The 15,052-nt window shown below is 64.3% G+C and carries 15 protein-coding genes; 7 read left to right on the top strand and 8 right to left on the bottom strand.

Features of this window, described 5'->3' with window-relative positions; genetic code table 11:
• Positions 1-138: 138 nt before the first annotated feature.
• Positions 139-912, bottom strand: coding sequence for a tRNA pseudouridine(38-40) synthase TruA (truA, locus tag VWY75_RS03800; protein WP_416537300.1), 774 nt, complete (start codon positions 910-912; stop codon positions 139-141).
• A 145-nt stretch (positions 913-1,057) separates the two neighbouring features.
• Between truA and VWY75_RS03805 the strand changes: the two genes are divergently transcribed.
• Genes VWY75_RS03805 through VWY75_RS03815 form a run of 3 tightly spaced genes read left to right on the top strand, consistent with a single transcriptional unit; the run spans position 1,058 to position 4,049 of the window.
• Positions 1,058-2,473: a YcjX family protein gene (locus tag VWY75_RS03805; RefSeq protein ID WP_416537301.1), complete on the top strand. Its 1,416-nt coding sequence runs from the start codon at positions 1,058-1,060 to the stop codon at positions 2,471-2,473.
• Positions 2,470-3,015, top strand: coding sequence for a GNAT family N-acetyltransferase (locus tag VWY75_RS03810; RefSeq protein WP_416537302.1), 546 nt, complete (start codon positions 2,470-2,472; stop codon positions 3,013-3,015). The genes VWY75_RS03805 and VWY75_RS03810 overlap by 4 nt, the downstream gene beginning before the upstream one ends.
• Positions 3,012-4,049: a YcjF family protein gene (locus tag VWY75_RS03815; protein WP_416537303.1), complete on the top strand. Its 1,038-nt coding sequence runs from the start codon at positions 3,012-3,014 to the stop codon at positions 4,047-4,049. Before VWY75_RS03810 ends, VWY75_RS03815 begins: the two co-directional genes overlap by 4 nt.
• A 107-nt stretch (positions 4,050-4,156) precedes the next feature.
• Here VWY75_RS03815 and VWY75_RS03820 read toward each other — a convergent pair whose 3' ends face one another.
• Positions 4,157-4,579: a group III truncated hemoglobin gene (locus VWY75_RS03820; protein ID WP_416537304.1), complete on the bottom strand. Its 423-nt coding sequence runs from the start codon at positions 4,577-4,579 to the stop codon at positions 4,157-4,159.
• A gap of 156 nt (positions 4,580-4,735) precedes the next feature.
• On the opposite strand from VWY75_RS03820, the gene VWY75_RS03825 reads away from it, so the two are divergent.
• The 3 genes from VWY75_RS03825 to ileS all read left to right on the top strand — a co-directional run bounded on the left by VWY75_RS03825 (position 4,736) and on the right by ileS (position 9,733).
• Complete coding sequence (locus VWY75_RS03825; protein ID WP_416537305.1) at positions 4,736-6,043, top strand: SDR family oxidoreductase; 1,308 nt, start codon at positions 4,736-4,738, stop codon at positions 6,041-6,043.
• Between the two features lies 1 nt (position 6,044).
• The gene (locus VWY75_RS03830) at positions 6,045-6,533 is read left to right on the top strand and encodes a DUF2269 family protein (protein WP_416536338.1); all 489 of its coding nucleotides are present in this window, start codon (positions 6,045-6,047) and stop codon (positions 6,531-6,533) included.
• Positions 6,534-6,802: 269 nt separating this feature from the next.
• The gene (ileS, locus tag VWY75_RS03835) at positions 6,803-9,733 is read left to right on the top strand and encodes an isoleucine--tRNA ligase (protein ID WP_416537328.1); all 2,931 of its coding nucleotides are present in this window, start codon (positions 6,803-6,805) and stop codon (positions 9,731-9,733) included.
• Positions 9,734-9,978: 245 nt separating this feature from the next.
• On the opposite strand, the gene VWY75_RS03840 is transcribed toward ileS, so the two are convergent.
• Positions 9,979-10,374, bottom strand: a complete 396-nt coding sequence (locus VWY75_RS03840; RefSeq protein ID WP_374015375.1) for a hypothetical protein — start codon at positions 10,372-10,374, stop codon at positions 9,979-9,981.
• A 202-nt stretch (positions 10,375-10,576) separates the two neighbouring features.
• Between VWY75_RS03840 and VWY75_RS03845 the strand changes: the two genes are divergently transcribed.
• Entirely contained in the window at positions 10,577-11,071 is a 495-nt protein-coding gene (locus tag VWY75_RS03845) for a methylated-DNA--[protein]-cysteine S-methyltransferase (RefSeq protein ID WP_416534711.1), read from the top strand.
• Between the two features lie 60 nt (positions 11,072-11,131).
• Here the strand turns inward: VWY75_RS03845 and VWY75_RS03850 are convergent, their stop codons facing one another.
• From VWY75_RS03850 to fsa, 5 genes are all read right to left on the bottom strand, one after another.
• Positions 11,132-11,827 carry a CDP-alcohol phosphatidyltransferase family protein gene (locus tag VWY75_RS03850; RefSeq protein ID WP_340544582.1) on the bottom strand — a complete coding sequence of 232 codons (696 nt, stop codon included), beginning with the start codon at positions 11,825-11,827 and terminating at the stop codon, positions 11,132-11,134.
• A 169-nt stretch (positions 11,828-11,996) separates the two neighbouring features.
• Entirely contained in the window at positions 11,997-12,338 is a 342-nt protein-coding gene (locus VWY75_RS03855; RefSeq protein ID WP_416537306.1) for a hypothetical protein, read from the bottom strand.
• A gap of 97 nt (positions 12,339-12,435) precedes the next feature.
• Positions 12,436-13,371, bottom strand: coding sequence for a tyrosine recombinase XerC (locus VWY75_RS03860; protein WP_416537307.1), 936 nt, complete (start codon positions 13,369-13,371; stop codon positions 12,436-12,438).
• Entirely contained in the window at positions 13,368-14,075 is a 708-nt protein-coding gene (locus tag VWY75_RS03865) for a DUF484 family protein (protein ID WP_340544586.1), read from the bottom strand. Before VWY75_RS03865 ends, VWY75_RS03860 begins: the two co-directional genes overlap by 4 nt.
• A 233-nt stretch (positions 14,076-14,308) precedes the next feature.
• Positions 14,309-14,962, bottom strand: a complete 654-nt coding sequence (gene fsa, locus VWY75_RS03870; protein ID WP_072505527.1) for a fructose-6-phosphate aldolase — start codon at positions 14,960-14,962, stop codon at positions 14,309-14,311.
• Positions 14,963-15,052: the final 90 nt, after the last annotated feature.

Here is a 15,052-nt window from a genome sequence, read left to right on the forward strand (position 1 = left end):
ATGATCTGTGACGAAACGCGTAACCGAACGGTTGGTTCCCGTAGGGCACCAAAAAACTGAAAAAAAATACGCCGCCCTCCGCAACAGCGGATCGCCGCTGCCGTGAAAGGTGATTTCTGATACTTTTACAGCAGTTTGTCAGGTTGCGGAGAAGGGGTTGTCAGGATATCCGACCCGCGCAAGATAGAGCCCATGCCCCGGGCAGACCGGTCCACAGGCGGCCCTGTCCGTCGCGTCAAGCGCAGATTTCACATCCTCAGGCGACCAGGCTCCGGCGCCGACCCGCTCCAGCGTGCCGACAAAACTGCGCACCTGATTGTGCAGGAACGACCGCGCCCGCACATGGAAATGGATCTCCGGCCCCGAAAAGCCCTGAACCCGCTCGACGCGCAGCTCGTCCAGCGTCTTGAGCGGGCTGGCCGCCTGGCAGATCGAGGAGCGAAACGTGGTGAAATCATGCTGGCCGATCAGATGGTGCGCGGCCTCCTGCATGGCGTCTGCATCCAGATCATGGCTCAGCTGCCAGACCTGTCCGGCGTCATGGGTGGCAGGCGCGCGGCGGATCAGGATGCGGAACAGATACTGCCGCTCAATGGCCGAGAACCGCGCGTGCCAATCGTCGTCCACACGGGCGCAATCCACAATCGCCACTGGGGCAGGCTTCAGATGGTAATTCAGCGCCTCGGACAGGCGGAAGGGATCCCAGTCCTTTTCCATGTCGCAATGGGCCACCTGACCCAGACCATGCACCCCGGTATCGGTGCGGCCTGCTGCGGCAATGGTATGGGGGCCGGGTTCGAGCCGCGCAAGCGCATCCTCGATCGCCCCCTGAACCGAGGGCTGATCCTTCTGGCGCTGCCACCCGGCAAAGGGTGCGCCGTGATATTCGACTTTCAAAGCAAAACGCGGCATGAGCGGGCAAGTAACGCGGCAATCGCGGCGGCACAAGTCCCGGATGGCGGCCTGCCGGGGTGGTATCATACCCGGTCAGCCCTTATCTTGATCAAATCGAACAAGGATCCGACCCCGCAAAAGGTCGGCAAGACGGGGCAAACCTTTGGGATTATCATCACTGGCAGACGGGGTCTTGCGCAGCGTCGAGGAGGCGGGCGCCGCCCTTTCGGAGAGCCTGTTTGAACCGTCGATCCGCCTTGGCGTCACGGGTCTTGCCCGCGCCGGCAAGACCGTGTTCATCACCTCACTGGTGGCCAACCTGATGAACCGGGGGCGGATGGTGCAGCTCTCGGCGGTACGCGAAGGGCGGGTCGAGACGGCGTTTCTGCAACCCCAGCCCGATGACACCGTGCCCCGATTTGACTACGAAAACCACCTTGGCGCCCTGACCGGGCCGCGCCCCTTCTGGCCCGACAGCACGCGGGCCGTCTCTGAACTGCGCCTCAGTCTGAAGGTGCAGCCAAACGGTCTGCTGTCGGGCTTTCAGGGACCACGCACCCTGCATCTGGACATCGTCGATTATCCCGGTGAATGGCTCCTGGATCTGGCGCTGCTGGACAAGACATACGCCCAGTGGTGCGATGAGGTGCTGACCCGCATCCGCAGTCGGTCGCAGGCGGCGGCGTTTCTGGATCTGGCGCAGAAGGTTGACGCCACAGCCCCCCATGACGAACCGCTGGCGCAGGATCTGGCCGCGGCCTTTGCCGCCTATCTGCAGGCGGCCCGTGCCGCCGGCTACTATGACTGCACACCGGGGCGCTTCCTGTTGCCGGGGGATCTGGCCGGGTCGCCGGTGCTGACCTTCGCGCCGGTCCCGCTTTGCGATAGCGCCCCGCGCCGGTCGCTTCACCGCGAGATGGAACGCCGGTTTGAGGCCTATAAGTCAAAGGTCGTGAAACCCTTCTTCCGCGATCATTTCGCCCGCATCGACCGGCAGGTTGTGCTGGTCGATGCCCTCAGCGCGATCCATTCCGGCCCCCGCGCGGTCGAGGATCTGCGCCACGCGATGACTGATATCCTTGCCGCCTTCCGTCCCGGTCGCAACGGGTTTCTGCGCCAGATCCTGCGCGGCAAGCGGGTGGAAAAGATCCTGTTCGCGGCGACCAAGGCCGATCACCTGCATCACCAGCAGCATCCGCAGCTGACCGCCATCATCGAGGCGCTGACCCGCGATGCCCGCGACCGGGCCCGCTTCGCCGGGGCCGAGACGGCGGCGCTGTCGCTTGCCGCCCTGCGCGCCACGACGGAGGAGCTGCGCCATCACAACGGGATCGAGCTACCCTGCGTGCGTGGCACGCTTCTGGACAGCGGCAAGCCTGCGGCCTTTTATCCCGGCGCATTGCCGCAGGATCCCTCGCATCTGCTGACCCCGGCCCGGCAGGGCGCCGAGACCTGGCTCGACGGCGATTATCAGGCCATGGCCTTCGCCCCGGCTCCGCTCACCCTGCGTCCGGGCGACGGCCCACCTCACATCCGCCTCGACCGGGCGGCAGAATTCCTGATCGGAGACCGCCTTTGACCTGTGTCGCACAGTCTGATCCACCGCCCGCGCTGCGCCCGGCCCGCAGCACTGACGCAGGCAAGATTGCCGAAATCCTGCACGGGTTCGAAGTCGACACGCCATGGATGCCCAAGCGCCATACCGGTGCCGAGGCGATTGGCTTCTGCGGGATCATGATTGATCGCGGCTGGGTCACCGTGGTGCAGATCGGCGGCCGGATCGAAGGCTTTCTGGCGCGGGACGGCGCCACGATCTGTGCGCTCTACATCCGGCAGCGCGCACGCGGGCAGGGGCTGGGACGCCTGCTGCTGGACTATGCCAAATCGGTGCAGTCGCCGCTGCAGCTCTGGACCCATCAGGCCAATGAGGGGGCGCAGCGGTTCTACCGGCGCGAAGGCTTCGGGGAGCAGTCGCGCAGCGATGGGGCCACCAATGATGAGCGCCTGCCGGATATCCAGTATCTCTGGCCGACGCCGCAGCCCGCCGCCGGTCCCCGACCGGCGGCGCAGGCCCGGCCGTCCGTCACATCACCGTCCGCCACATCAAAGGACAGAGCATGACCCGCAAGGACGCCGTTCTTTTTGACCTCTCCGACAGCGCCACGGCAGATGCCGCACCGGATGTGACCGCCGCACCACCGGTGCCTGATCTGGATGGCGCCGGCAGCAACCTGCCACAGCCCGCGCTGGCCGAGGCGGCGGAGCTGGCCAGCCGTCGCCCCTCCCGGCTGGCGCGCTGGTTCTGGGCCTGTCTGACGGCCCTCATCGGTGCCGTCATCTCCGTCGCAGCCTGGGATTTCACCACCGGGCTGATCGACCGCCTGCCGCTTCTGGGATGGGCCATCAGCGCAGGCTTTGCCATCGCCCTGCTGCTGGCGCTACTGATGGGTCTGCGCGAACTGGCCGCGCTGTCGCGCCTGCGCCGGGTCGAAAGCCTGCGCGCTGCGCAGCCCCTGCGGGCGGCGGATGCCCGGACCGCCGATGCCACCGCCGATCTCAAGGCTGCGCGCAGCTACGTCTCCGGACTGGAACGGTTTTATCGCGGCCGCAAGGATCTCGCCTGGGGGCTGGCCCGGCTTAGCGAGCGCAAGGCCGATATCATGGATGCCGACGCGCTGCTGCAACTGGCCGAGGCGGAGCTGTTGGCGCCGCTGGATGCCCGCGCCCTGCGCGTAGTCGAAGGTGGCGCACGTCAGGTCGCCACGGTCACCGCACTGGTGCCGCTGGCGCTGGCCGATGTGGTGACCGCGCTTGTGACCTCATTGCGGATGATCCGCCGCATTGCCGATATCTACGGCGGCCGGTCCGGTTCTCTCGGCTCCTGGCGGCTCACCCGCGCCGTGCTGTCCCATCTGGTCGCCACCGGCGCCGTGGCCGTTGGCGATGACCTGCTGGAGCCGGTGCTGGGCGGATCGTTGTTGTCGAAACTCTCGCGCCGCTTTGGCGAAGGGCTGGTGAACGGCGCGCTCTCCGCCCGCGTCGGCATCGCCGCGATGGAGGTCTGCCGCCCGATGGCCTTCTCAAAGGCGCAGAAGCCAAGCACCCGTAAGGTCATCCAGCGCGCCCTGACCGGCCTGTTCTCCAAGGATCAATAGGCAGGCCTGAGGCTCATGCGCAGCATGAGCCACGCCCAAGGCTGCCAGGTGGCTCTGGCCCCGCCAGAGCGCCGCCGCAGAGGCGGGAGAGCCGCCGTCCTCCGGGATCAGAACAGCTTCGGTGGCGCATCTTTGGGCTGGCGCATGGCGACGATCCCGGTGCGAAACCCCTCGCCAATCCGATCCGCCAGCGCGCCCCATTGCAGCGCTGTCCGTTCCGGCAGCTCCGCCTGCAACACCTCGTGAAACAGCCCAAGCCAGAGCGGGAAATGCTCCGCCTTCACATCCGGCCTGCTGACATGCACCCGCATCGGATTGCCGCTATAGCATTTCTCCCGCAGGATCGCATTGCGCCAGAACCGGCTGATCTTCTCCTCATGCTCAGGCCAATCCTCGACATGGGCGGCAAACACCGGGCCGAGCACGTCGTCCGCACGCACCTGCATGTAAAACACCGCGACCACGCGGGAAATCTCCTCTGCGGTGATCTCAAACCGCGCCAGCGGGTTCTGTGTTGTGGTTTCGGTCATTGTCTGCTCCGGCCTGCCATCTGCCGCTAGATATGCTGAAGCAGAGACCAACGGAAGAGGGCGTCTCTGACGCAGCGCTTGTTCAAGCCTCTGCTGGCGCCTGCGGCTGCTGCCGTTATGGTGAGCGGGAGATGTTTCAGAAAAAGGCATTCATTGATGGCAGGGAGCGCAAAGCGGGTGCTGGTTCTGGGCGCCTGCGGATTTATCGGGGCTGAGGTGGTACGCGCCCTGCGGGCCGCTGGAATGCATGTGACCGGCCTGGGCCGCAGCGCCGTGCAGGCTGCCCGGGTGCTGCCGGGTGTGCCGTTTGTGCAGGGTGACTTGCTGCAGCTTTTGCAGCCCGAAGAGTGGGTGCCGCTGCTGCAGGGCGCGGACACTGTGGTCAACTGCGCTGGCATTCTGCAAGATATGGCGCCGGGCGAGCTGGAGGCCGTGCATCACACGGCCATTGCTGCCCTGGGGGTGGCTTGTGCAGAGCGGAACATCGCCGTGGTGCAGATTTCAGCGGCCGGTGCAGGTCCGGATGCCGGGACAGAGTTCATGCGCAGCAAGGGGCGCGGGGATGCCGCCTTGCAGGCCGCTGGTGTGCCGCTGAGGATCCTGAAGCCGGGGTTGGTGATCGGGCAAAATGCCTATGGCGGCACGGGTCTGCTGCGGATGCTGGCGGCGGTGCCCTTGGTGCAGCCCGTAGCGCTGGCAGACGCGCCGGTGCAATGCATCGGCATGGCCGATCTGGCCGCGGCGGTGGTTGCCGCGCTGCGGGGGGAGCTGCCGCAAGGCACCTTTGATCTGGTGGAGGATCAGCCGCAAACCCTGGCGGAGGTGCTGGCAGAGACCCGGGCGTGGCTGGGGTTTGCCCCGGCGGGCTGGCTGCTGCGTTTGCCGGACTGGCTGCTGCCGCCGGTGGCGGGATGTGCTGACGCATTGGGGCGGCTGGGCTGGCGTTCCCCGCTGCGATCCACCGCAATGGCCGAAATCCGGAGCGGTGTGCGCGGCGATCCCGCACCGTACCGGGCCGCCATGGGGCAGGGGATTGCCTCGCTCAAGGCCATCTATCAGCCGCTGCCTTCGGGACGCGCCCAGCGGCTGGACGCGCGGATGGCGCTGCTGATGCCGGCCGCCGTCGCGGTGCTGAGCCTGTTCTGGCTGGCCTCGGGCGTGGTCGGCCTTTGGCAGCTGGAGGCTGCCGCCAAGGTGCTGGCGGATGCAGGCTGGGGCAGCCCGCCGGCGAAAGCCAGCGTCGCCTTCTGGTCGCTTGCCGACATCGCCCTGGGGCTGGCCATCCTGTGGCGGCCCTGGGCGGCGCGGGCCTGCCTGGGTATGGCAGCGGTTTCGCTGATCTACCTGACTGCAGCCACGGTGGTCACCCCGCAGATGTGGGCGGATCCGCTGGGGCCGCTGGTCAAGGTGCTGCCGGGGCTGCTGCTGGCGCTGATCACCCATCAGCTGCTGCAGGAGCGCTGAGATGGACCTGGACCTTGCCTTGCGCTGGCTGCATGTGATCGGCGCCTGCGTGCTGCTGGGCACCGGCGCGGGCATCGCCTTTTTCATGCTGATGGCACACCGGACACGGGATGCCGCACTGATTGCCCACACCGCCAGCGTGGTGGTGCTGGCTGACCTGCTGTTCACCGCCACAGCCGTGATTGCGCAGCCAATCACCGGCGGGCTGCTGGCCTGGCGGTTGGGCTGGCCGCTGAGCGCCGGTTGGCTGGCGCTGTCGCTGGGGCTTTATTTGCTGACCGGGCTGTTCTGGCTGCCGGTGGTCTGGATCCAGCTGCGGCTGCGCAATCTGGCGCGGGCGGCAGCCGCGGCGGGAGAGGCGCTGCCAGCGCGCTATCACCGGCTGTTCGCTATCTGGTTTGCTTGCGGCATTCCCGCCTTTGCGGCGGTGCTGATGATCCTCTGGCTGATGCTGGCGCGTCCGGATCTGGGTATCTGGCTGGTACGTTAGTTCTTACTTATTGCCTGGCCGCAGGCCGGGCTGTGCCCGTCCCACCCCGTGCGGAACGGGCACAGCCCTCATCGCAGTGCGGCACAACTGCCGCTTTACCCGCCTGCCGCTCCTGCCTATAAGGCCCTCATGTCCCATGTTGCGGCCATCATTATTCGAATTATATCCCCGGCGCTCTGACCACGTGAGCCGCCGGGCAAAGGTGCTTGAGCCATCGCACCGAACCGAATATCCCAAAATACGACCAGATCATCCAAAGGACGCTGCACATGTGTGCCGACACGCCTCAGACGCCTGAGTACAAAGACACCCTCAATCTGCCCAAAACCGATTTCCCGATGCGCGCGGGCCTGCCCAAGCGTGAGCCGGGCTGGCTGGAGCGTTGGGCGCTGATTGGCGTCTATGACAAACTTCGCGAAAAGGCCGCCGCCGCCAAGGGCACCGATGCCGAGCGCAAGCCCTTCACCCTCCATGACGGCCCCCCTTACGCCAACGGTCACCTGCATATCGGCCACGCGCTGAACAAGACGATCAAGGACATGATCGTCCGCTCGCACCAGATGATGGGCTTTGACGCGCGTTATGTGCCGGGCTGGGATTGCCACGGCCTGCCGATCGAATGGAAGATTGAAGAGCAGTACCGCAAGAAGGGCAAGAACAAGGACGAGGTGAACATCGTCGATTTCCGTCAAGAATGCCGCAAGTTCGCCGAAGGCTGGATTGATATCCAGCGCGAGGAATTCAAACGCCTTGGCATCACCGGCAACTGGGCTGATCCCTATATCACCATGGATTTCCACGCCGAAGCGGTGATCGCGGATGAATTCATGAAGTTCCTGATGAACGGCACGCTCTATCAGGGCTCCAAACCCGTGATGTGGTCGCCGGTTGAGAAAACCGCGCTGGCTGAGGCCGAGATCGAGTATCACGACCATAAATCGCACACCATCTGGGTGCCCTTCGGCTTTGCCAATGCGACCGGCGATCTGGCCGATGCCCGCGTGGTGATCTGGACCACCACCCCCTGGACGATCCCGTCGAACAAGGCCGTCGCCTTCAATCCGAAGGTCGCTTACGGCCTCTATCGTGTGGACGCCACCGAAGAGGAAAGCTGGACCAACCCCGGTGATCTCTATCTCTTTGCAAACGCGCTGGCCGAGGATGCGCTTGGCAAATCCCGCGTCACCGAATTCACCAAGGTCCGCGATGTTGAGGCCTCCGAATTTGCAGGGCTGATCTGTAAACACCCCTTCAATGGCATCGACGGAGCAGATGGCTTCTGGGATTATGACGTGCCGATGATCGACGGCGACCATGTCACCGATGATGCAGGCACCGGCTTTGTCCACACCGCGCCCAGCCATGGTGCGGATGACTATGAGTGTTTCGTCGCGCGCAACTGGATCGACCGGATGACCCACAACGTGGGCGAGGAATCCGAATTCCTGTCGCATGTGCCGTTCTTTGCCGGGCTTCAGATCTTTGACAAGAAGGGCAAGGAAGGCAAGGCCAACACCGCCGTGATCGCCAAGCTGGTCGAGGCCGGCGGCATCATCGCCCGTGGCCGCATCACCCACAGCTACCCGCATTCCTGGCGCTCCAAGGCACCGATCGTGTTCCGCAACACCCCGCAGTGGTTTGCCTCCGTGGACCGCGAGCTGGACGACGGCATGGGCGAGATGGGCGATACCATCCGCACCCGCGCGCTGAATTCCATCGACCAGCTGGTGCACTGGACGCCGCAGACCGGCCGGAACCGCCTCTATTCGATGATCGAAAGCCGCCCGGACTGGGTGCTGTCGCGCCAGCGCGCCTGGGGCGTGCCGCTCACCTGCTTCGTGAAGAAGGACGTGCTGCCGACAGATCCCGATTTCCTCCTGCGCAATGAACAGCTGAACACGCGCATCGTGGCCGCGTTTGAGGAACATGGCGCCGATATCTGGTATACGGATGGCTTCAAGGAGAAGATGCTCGACGGCATCGCGAACCCTGAGGATTACGATCAGGTCTTTGACGTGCTCGACGTCTGGTTCGACAGTGGCTCCACCCACGCCTTTGTGCTGCGCGACCGCGAGGACGGCACCGAGGACGGTATCGCGGACGTCTATATGGAAGGCACCGACCAGCATCGCGGCTGGTTCCACTCCTCGCTGTTGCAGGCCTGTGGCACCAAGGGCCGCGCGCCCTATCGCAACGTGGTCACCCATGGATTCACACTGGACGAGAAGGGCAACAAGATGTCCAAATCGCTCGGCAACACCATTGTGCCCGAGAAGATCGTCCAGCAGTATGGCGCCGATATCCTGCGTCTCTGGGTGGCACAGACCGACTACACCGCCGACCAGCGGATCGGGGCGGAAATCCTCAAAGGTGTCGCCGACAGCTATCGCCGCCTGCGCAATACCATGCGCTACATGCTCGGCAGCCTTGCGGATTTCTCCGAAGATCAGCGCGTGGATCCGGCCGATATGCCCGAGCTGGAACAATGGGTTCTGCACCGTCTGGCGGAGCTGGATCACAAGGTCCGCACCGGCTATCAGGCCTTTGATTTCCAGGGTGTGTTCTCGGCGGTGTTCAACTTTGCCACCGTGGATCTGTCGGCCTTCTATTTCGATATCCGCAAGGACGCGCTCTACTGTGACGGCGACACGCTGAACGCCCGTGCGGCCCGCACGGTGCTGGATATCCTGTTCCACCGGCTGACCACATGGCTGGCCCCGATCCTGGTCTTCACCATGGAAGAGGTCTGGCTGGAGCGGTTCCCTGGCGATGACAGCTCGCTGCATCTTCAGGATATCCCGACAACCCCGGCCGATTGGCTGAATGAGCCGCTGGCTGCGAAATGGGCCAAGGTCCGTCAGGCCCGCCGCGTCGTTACCGCCGCTCTTGAGGTGCAGCGCGTCGACAAGGTGATCGGCGCCTCACTGGAGGCCGCGCCGGTGGTGCATGTGCGCGACGCTGAGGTTCTGGCAGCGCTGAAATCGGTGAATTTCGCCGATGTCTGCATCACCTCCGATATCGTGCTCAGCGGTGATCCGGCCCCGGCCGAAGCCTTCCGCATGCCCGAGGTGGACGGCGTGTCGGTGGTGTTCGAGAAGGCCGATGGTGATAAGTGCCAGCGCTGCTGGAAAATCCTGCCGGATGTGGGCAACCACAGCCATGCGGGCGTCTGCGGCCGCTGTGATGCGGCGCTTGGCTGAGCCGCGCTAAGACTGGGCGCGGGCGGGTTTGATGTCCGCCCGTCTCGCCTGTGGTGATCACAGATCCCGTCAGGGATCTGCGCGCCGCCCGCTCCTAGATGGGGCGGGCGGCGCGCTTCTTTTGGACGTCCGCGACAGGGGCCCCTGTCAACAAACGCCGGGGGTTTCTATGAAATCTCTTTGTGCTGCTGTTCCGCAGTCGGCGCGGCGGGGCGTGGCCTGCCGGGGTGAACCTCCCGGATGCCTCAGCCGATCACCCGCTGGGCGGCACGATACTGGTTCTGGGCGATCACCTCGCTGACCGGAAGCGGCCCGGCGTGGTAGCCCGACTGCAGATCCTGCAGTTTCTGTTGAACCACTGAACGTAGATACTGGGTGCCTGCCATCATGCTTGCTCCTTCGCTCGGTCCGGTCAACGCTGCCTGTGTCGATGTGGCTGCCGCTTTCTTGGCGACCGATGCGACACTCTCCAGGCCACCCGTCTGCTCACCGGGCTGGCCCGCCTGCGCGGCCTGCTGCCCATTCATATGTCCGCTCAGCATACGGTACACGCTGACATTTGATTGACCGGTGATCTGCATGGTGACTGACCTTCTTAACAACTTGAGACCCATCTTTACTAAAATTTGGCGAAATTGCATGCGCTCCTGTGGGTAGCCGACAGCGCCGAAGGCATAGGTTCCTATCCAAAAGGTTAGGGTCCTGACGGCCCCGGATCGGGCATTGCCTTGACGGCGGGGGCCATCGCGCAGAGAGTCGGCGGATGGGATCAGCAGCCCCTGGTGCTGCGATCCGGGCGGCCAGCGACGTTGAGGCGTGCCGCCGCAGCAATAAGGGATCATCGTGACCGGGCAGCTCTCTGCAACCGCGACACAGCATATCGCTCAGGCCGGTCTCGACACGCCGGTCGGCTGGCTTTGTGTGACCGAGCGGGACGGGGCCATTGTCCGGCTGGACTGGTCAACGGCGCCCGCCGGAGCGTCGGCTTCGGCGCTGACGGAGCGGGCGCTTGCCCAGCTGCGCGCCTATTTTGCCCATGAACTGACGGAATTCGACCTGCCGCTGGCGGTGGCGGGCAGCGATTTTCAGCGCCGGGTCTGTGCTGCCATGTCGGCGATTCCGCTGGGGGAGACCCGCACCTATGGTGAAATCGCGCGGGAGCTTGGCGCCGCCGCGCAGCCGGTGGGCAATGCCTGCGGAGCCAATCCGATCCCGGTGATCATCCCCTGCCACCGGGTTCTGGGCGCGGGCGGGCTGGGCGGGTTTTCCGGTGCGGGCGGTGTGGAAACAAAGGTGGCCCTGCTGCGCCACGAAGGCGCGGCCGGCCTGCTGATCTGACCACAGCGGTCATTTTTTGCAAATATCGTAGGGCGGCATGCCCCCGTCAGCGGCTGAGGCTCAGGCCTCGCGCTCCGGCACGATCTGCTGCGCGATACCGACAAAGATCAGATAGATCGAAGTCAGCACCAGCCCCCAATGTGCCCAGCTCTGCGGGTGGAAATCCACCCAGGCGGCCCAACCGGCAAAGAAGGTCCAGGCCAGCGCCACCGGCAGCGACACCTTGCGCCAGCGTTCGGTCCGGACCGGGTGAATGAACTTCAGCGGCAGGAACATGGCAATCGCCAGGAGGGTGACCAGAACCAGGCTGGTCCAATGGCTCGGCTCCAGCGCAAAGATGACCAGCACCAGCATGTTCCAGCATCCCGGAAAACCGGAAAAGGAGTTGTCCTTGGTCTTCATCCGGGTGTCGGCAAAATACAAGGCACTGGCAAAGGTGATCACGATCAGCGCCATCCAGCCGGTCCAGCCTGCCATCAGGCCGGATTTGAACAGGGCAAAGGCCGGAATGAACACATAGGTGAGATAGTCGATGATCAGATCGAGCAGCACGCCGTCAAACTCCGGCGCATAGCGTTTCACCTCATAGTGGCGGGCCAGCGGCCCATCAATACCATCCACGGCAAAGGCCACGACGAGCCAGACAAACATCAGGCTCCACTTGGCATCAGCCGCAGCCAGCATGGCGAGGATTGCAAACACCGCACCGGTGGCGGTGAGCAGGTGAACGGAGAGGGCGCGAAACTGAGGTGTCATCTGCCCCTGATGGCGAATTTCCCGTTATCTCGCAAGTGGTCAATGGGAAAACGCTGCATCCATAGGCGGAAATTCAGGCCTTTGGTGTCCTCGGTGCCACCTGCTGCCACGGATCGGTTCGGCGTCCATCGCTGGCTGGCGTCCTGCTGTCGCGGCACCGCAATTGGCGTCACTCGTGGTCCGGGTTTTCCATCAGTGCCTTGCGAAACAGCGTCTCGGTCAGATTGCGGCTGCCCACCAGCTGCGGGTAGGCACCGGCCTCCGATGGTCCGGGGCTGGCGACATATTCGCCACGGGCGGCTTTCCCGGCGCGGTAGGCGGCCCATTCCTGATCGGAGATCTGGCGGTCGCCATCGCTGTCCAGATCCGCCAGCAGCTGTTCATAGAACTGGCTGAAATCCACATCACCGATATCGGAGGTCGTGGCATGGGCGGCACTGCGGTTTGCGGGATTATACGGCGCGCCAAGCGGTGCGCTTTCGGAGGTATGGCTTTGGGATACGATACTCATCACTGGGGATCCTTCTGGATTTGACGCCAGTAATTTCTCCCATGGCCGTTACCGCGGGGTTAAGGTCGCTTACGCAGATGCACCTTTTGCGCAGGTCTTACGCTTTGGGGTGGGCGCGGTTGTAGACATCCATCAGATGTGCCGTATCCACGGCCGTATAGGCCTGTGTTGTCGATAGCGAGGCATGGCCCAGCAGTTCCTGAATCGCACGCAGATCGCCGCCGGCCTCCAGCAGATGGGTGGCAAAGCTGTGGCGCAGCGCATGTGGCGTGGCGCTGGCAGGCAGACCCAGCTGCGCGCGGGCCTGTGCCATGGCGCTGCGGATGATACGTGCGTTCAGCGCGCCGCCGCGTACCCCGCGAAACAGCGGTCCCGCGCGCTCCTGCGGATGCGGGCAAAGTCGCAGATAGCGATCCACCGCATCCCGCGCCACGGGCAATACCGGCACGATCCGCTCCTTGCCGCCCTTGCCGGTGATCCGCAGCACCGCAGGCAGCGGCGCGTCTGCTCCTGTCAGACCCAGCGCCTCCGAAATCCGCAGCCCGCAACCATAAAGCAGCGTCACCACCGCCACATCGCGGGCGGCGACCCAATCGGTGGTGGATTGATGTTCCACGGTCTCGATCACCGCGCGGGCGGCCTCCTGCGCCAGCGGGCGGGGCAGTTTCTTCTGGAATTTCGGACTGCGGGCGGACAGCACGGCGGTGGGTTCAAACCCCTGCCGTTCAGCCAGCCAGGTGTAGAAACTCTTGACCGCCGAGAGCTTGCGCGCCAGTGATCGTGCCCCGGTCCCGGTGGCGCGGGTGGCCGCCATCCAGGCGCGCATGTCGCCGGTGGAAATCTCCGCCAGCGCCCCCAGCCCCTGCGGGCCACCAAAATGCTGTGTCATGAAGGCGAGGAATTCGACCACATCGCCGCGATAGGCGGTGATGGTATTCGCCGCCGCCCCCTGTAGCGCCGCCAGACCGGCCAGCCAGTGTTCCAGCGCATCGCGGCAGGCCGGAGAGATCAGCACTGTGGCCGCTGGCGTCACGACAGCCAGTGGCGCATCGAGCGCTCAAAAACGCCGGCAAAGAACGCCAGCAGGTCAGTACCATGCTGCGGGGTGAACTGGTGCGGATCCTCGGCTCCCAGCACCAGCAGGCCGGGCAGGCGGCCTGCGCCCAGTTCCAGTTTCAGACAGGCCTCCGAGCGGATGAACTCGGCCTTTGCCCCATGGGTGCGGGGATTGCCGGATTGCATCTGGCGCAGCGTGACCTGACGGTCCGGCCCGCTCCGCTGCGGGTTGATATACTGTTCGACAAACCCCGGCTCGACCACTTTCAGCACCTGATCCATGCGCTGCACGGCGGCATCCTGTTCCGGCTGCGGCGATTCCAGCACCAGGGTGATCGAATCCACCCGCAGGATTTCCGCCAGCTCACCGCCAAGATTGCCGAGGTAGCTTTCAAAATCCGTCGGATCCAGCAGGCGCAGGACGGCACGGTGGATCTGATTGGTCCCGGCAAGGTTCTCATAAGCCGCCGCAATCACCGACCGATGGGTGTCCTCCAGCCGGTCCAGCCGGGCCTCCATCCGCTCCATCGCAATGCCGCGCAGGTCCACGATATTGGACCCCATCGCGCGCTCATTGGCGCTGACCAGCGCGCTCATCACGCTTTGGTCCTCCAACAGGGCGTCGGGTTTGGCCAGGATCGCCTGGCGCAGGGTGTCTTCCAGTTCTGCCGTCGTGCTCATGCTCTGCTCTTTTTGACCTCTGATGGGTTTTGCCGGTGTTATAACACGGGTTTCACCCAGGGGTGGCAAAATTTTGGACACCCTTTGCAAAACCCTGCCGATGGAACGCCTCAGATACCGGTCGCCCTGCGATCGCCCGCACAGGCCAGCGGCACAAAGAAAAAGGGGCCGCCCGTCAGGCCGCCCCTTGCTGTCTCTAACGTGTCGTGGCCGTCTATCGACGGTCCCCGGCCTTACAGGATCTTGATGTTCGCAGCCTTGATATCGGCGAGGAAGGCATCCAGACCCTTGTCGGTCAGCGGATGGTTGATCATGCCCTTGATCACGGCGGGCGGTGCGGTGATCACATCGGCGCCGATGCGCGCGCTTTCCAGCACGTGGTTGGCGCTGCGGATGGAGGCCGCAAGGATCTCGGTCTCAAAGCCGTAGTTGTCATAGATGGTGCGGATATCCGCGATCAGATCCATGCCATCGAGGTTGATATCGTCCAGACGGCCGATGAAGGGCGAGATGAAGGTCGCGCCAGCCTTGGCCGCCAGCAGCGCCTGATTGGCCGAGAAGCACAGGGTCACATTCACCATATGGCCATCGTCGGTCAGGGTTTTGCAGGCCTTCAGACCGTCCCAGGTCAGCGGCACTTTCACAGCGATGTTTTCGGCGATCTCAACCAGCTTGCGGCCTTCGGCGATCATGGTCTCGGCATCTGTTGCGGTCACCTCGGCAGAGACCGGACCATCGACCAGATCACAGATTTCCTTGGTCACTTCGATGATGTCACGACCGGATTTCTTGATCAGCGAGGGGTTGGTGGTCACACCATCCACCATGCCCAGATCATTCAGCTCGGCAATGGCGTCGATTTCAGCGGTGTCTACGAAGAATTTCATCGGCTAGGGTCCTCTGGATGGGTTGGCCTTGATTGCGCTAGCCTTTACCTGATGGGGCGGGCTTTAAAAACCCCCCGTAACGCCCGGATC

Source organism: Phaeobacter sp. JH20_08 (genome assembly GCF_048056635.1).
GTDB classification, from domain to species: domain Bacteria; phylum Pseudomonadota; class Alphaproteobacteria; order Rhodobacterales; family Rhodobacteraceae; genus Phaeobacter; species Phaeobacter bryozoorum.

Bases quoted from the DNA above. Each gene is read 5' to 3' on its own strand.
- VWY75_RS03820 (WP_416537304.1), bottom strand. From the start codon at position 4,579: ATGACCGAAACCACAACACAGAACCCGCTGGCGCGGTTTGAGATCACC.
- VWY75_RS03865 (WP_340544586.1), bottom strand. From the start codon at position 14,075: ATGAGCACGACGGCAGAACTGGAAGACACCCTGCGCCAGGCGATCCTG.
- fsa (WP_072505527.1), bottom strand. From the start codon at position 14,962: ATGAAATTCTTCGTAGACACCGCTGAAATCGACGCCATTGCCGAGCTG.
- VWY75_RS03855 (WP_416537306.1), bottom strand. From the start codon at position 12,338: ATGAGTATCGTATCCCAAAGCCATACCTCCGAAAGCGCACCGCTTGGC.
- ileS (WP_416537328.1), top strand. From the start codon at position 6,803: ATGTGTGCCGACACGCCTCAGACGCCTGAGTACAAAGACACCCTCAAT.
- VWY75_RS03840 (WP_374015375.1), bottom strand. From the start codon at position 10,374: ATGCAATTTCGCCAAATTTTAGTAAAGATGGGTCTCAAGTTGTTAAGA.
- VWY75_RS03850 (WP_340544582.1), bottom strand. From the start codon at position 11,827: ATGACACCTCAGTTTCGCGCCCTCTCCGTTCACCTGCTCACCGCCACC.
- truA (WP_416537300.1), bottom strand. From the start codon at position 912: ATGCCGCGTTTTGCTTTGAAAGTCGAATATCACGGCGCACCCTTTGCC.
- VWY75_RS03825 (WP_416537305.1), top strand. From the start codon at position 4,736: ATGGCAGGGAGCGCAAAGCGGGTGCTGGTTCTGGGCGCCTGCGGATTT.
- VWY75_RS03815 (WP_416537303.1), top strand. From the start codon at position 3,012: ATGACCCGCAAGGACGCCGTTCTTTTTGACCTCTCCGACAGCGCCACG.
- VWY75_RS03830 (WP_416536338.1), top strand. From the start codon at position 6,045: ATGGACCTGGACCTTGCCTTGCGCTGGCTGCATGTGATCGGCGCCTGC.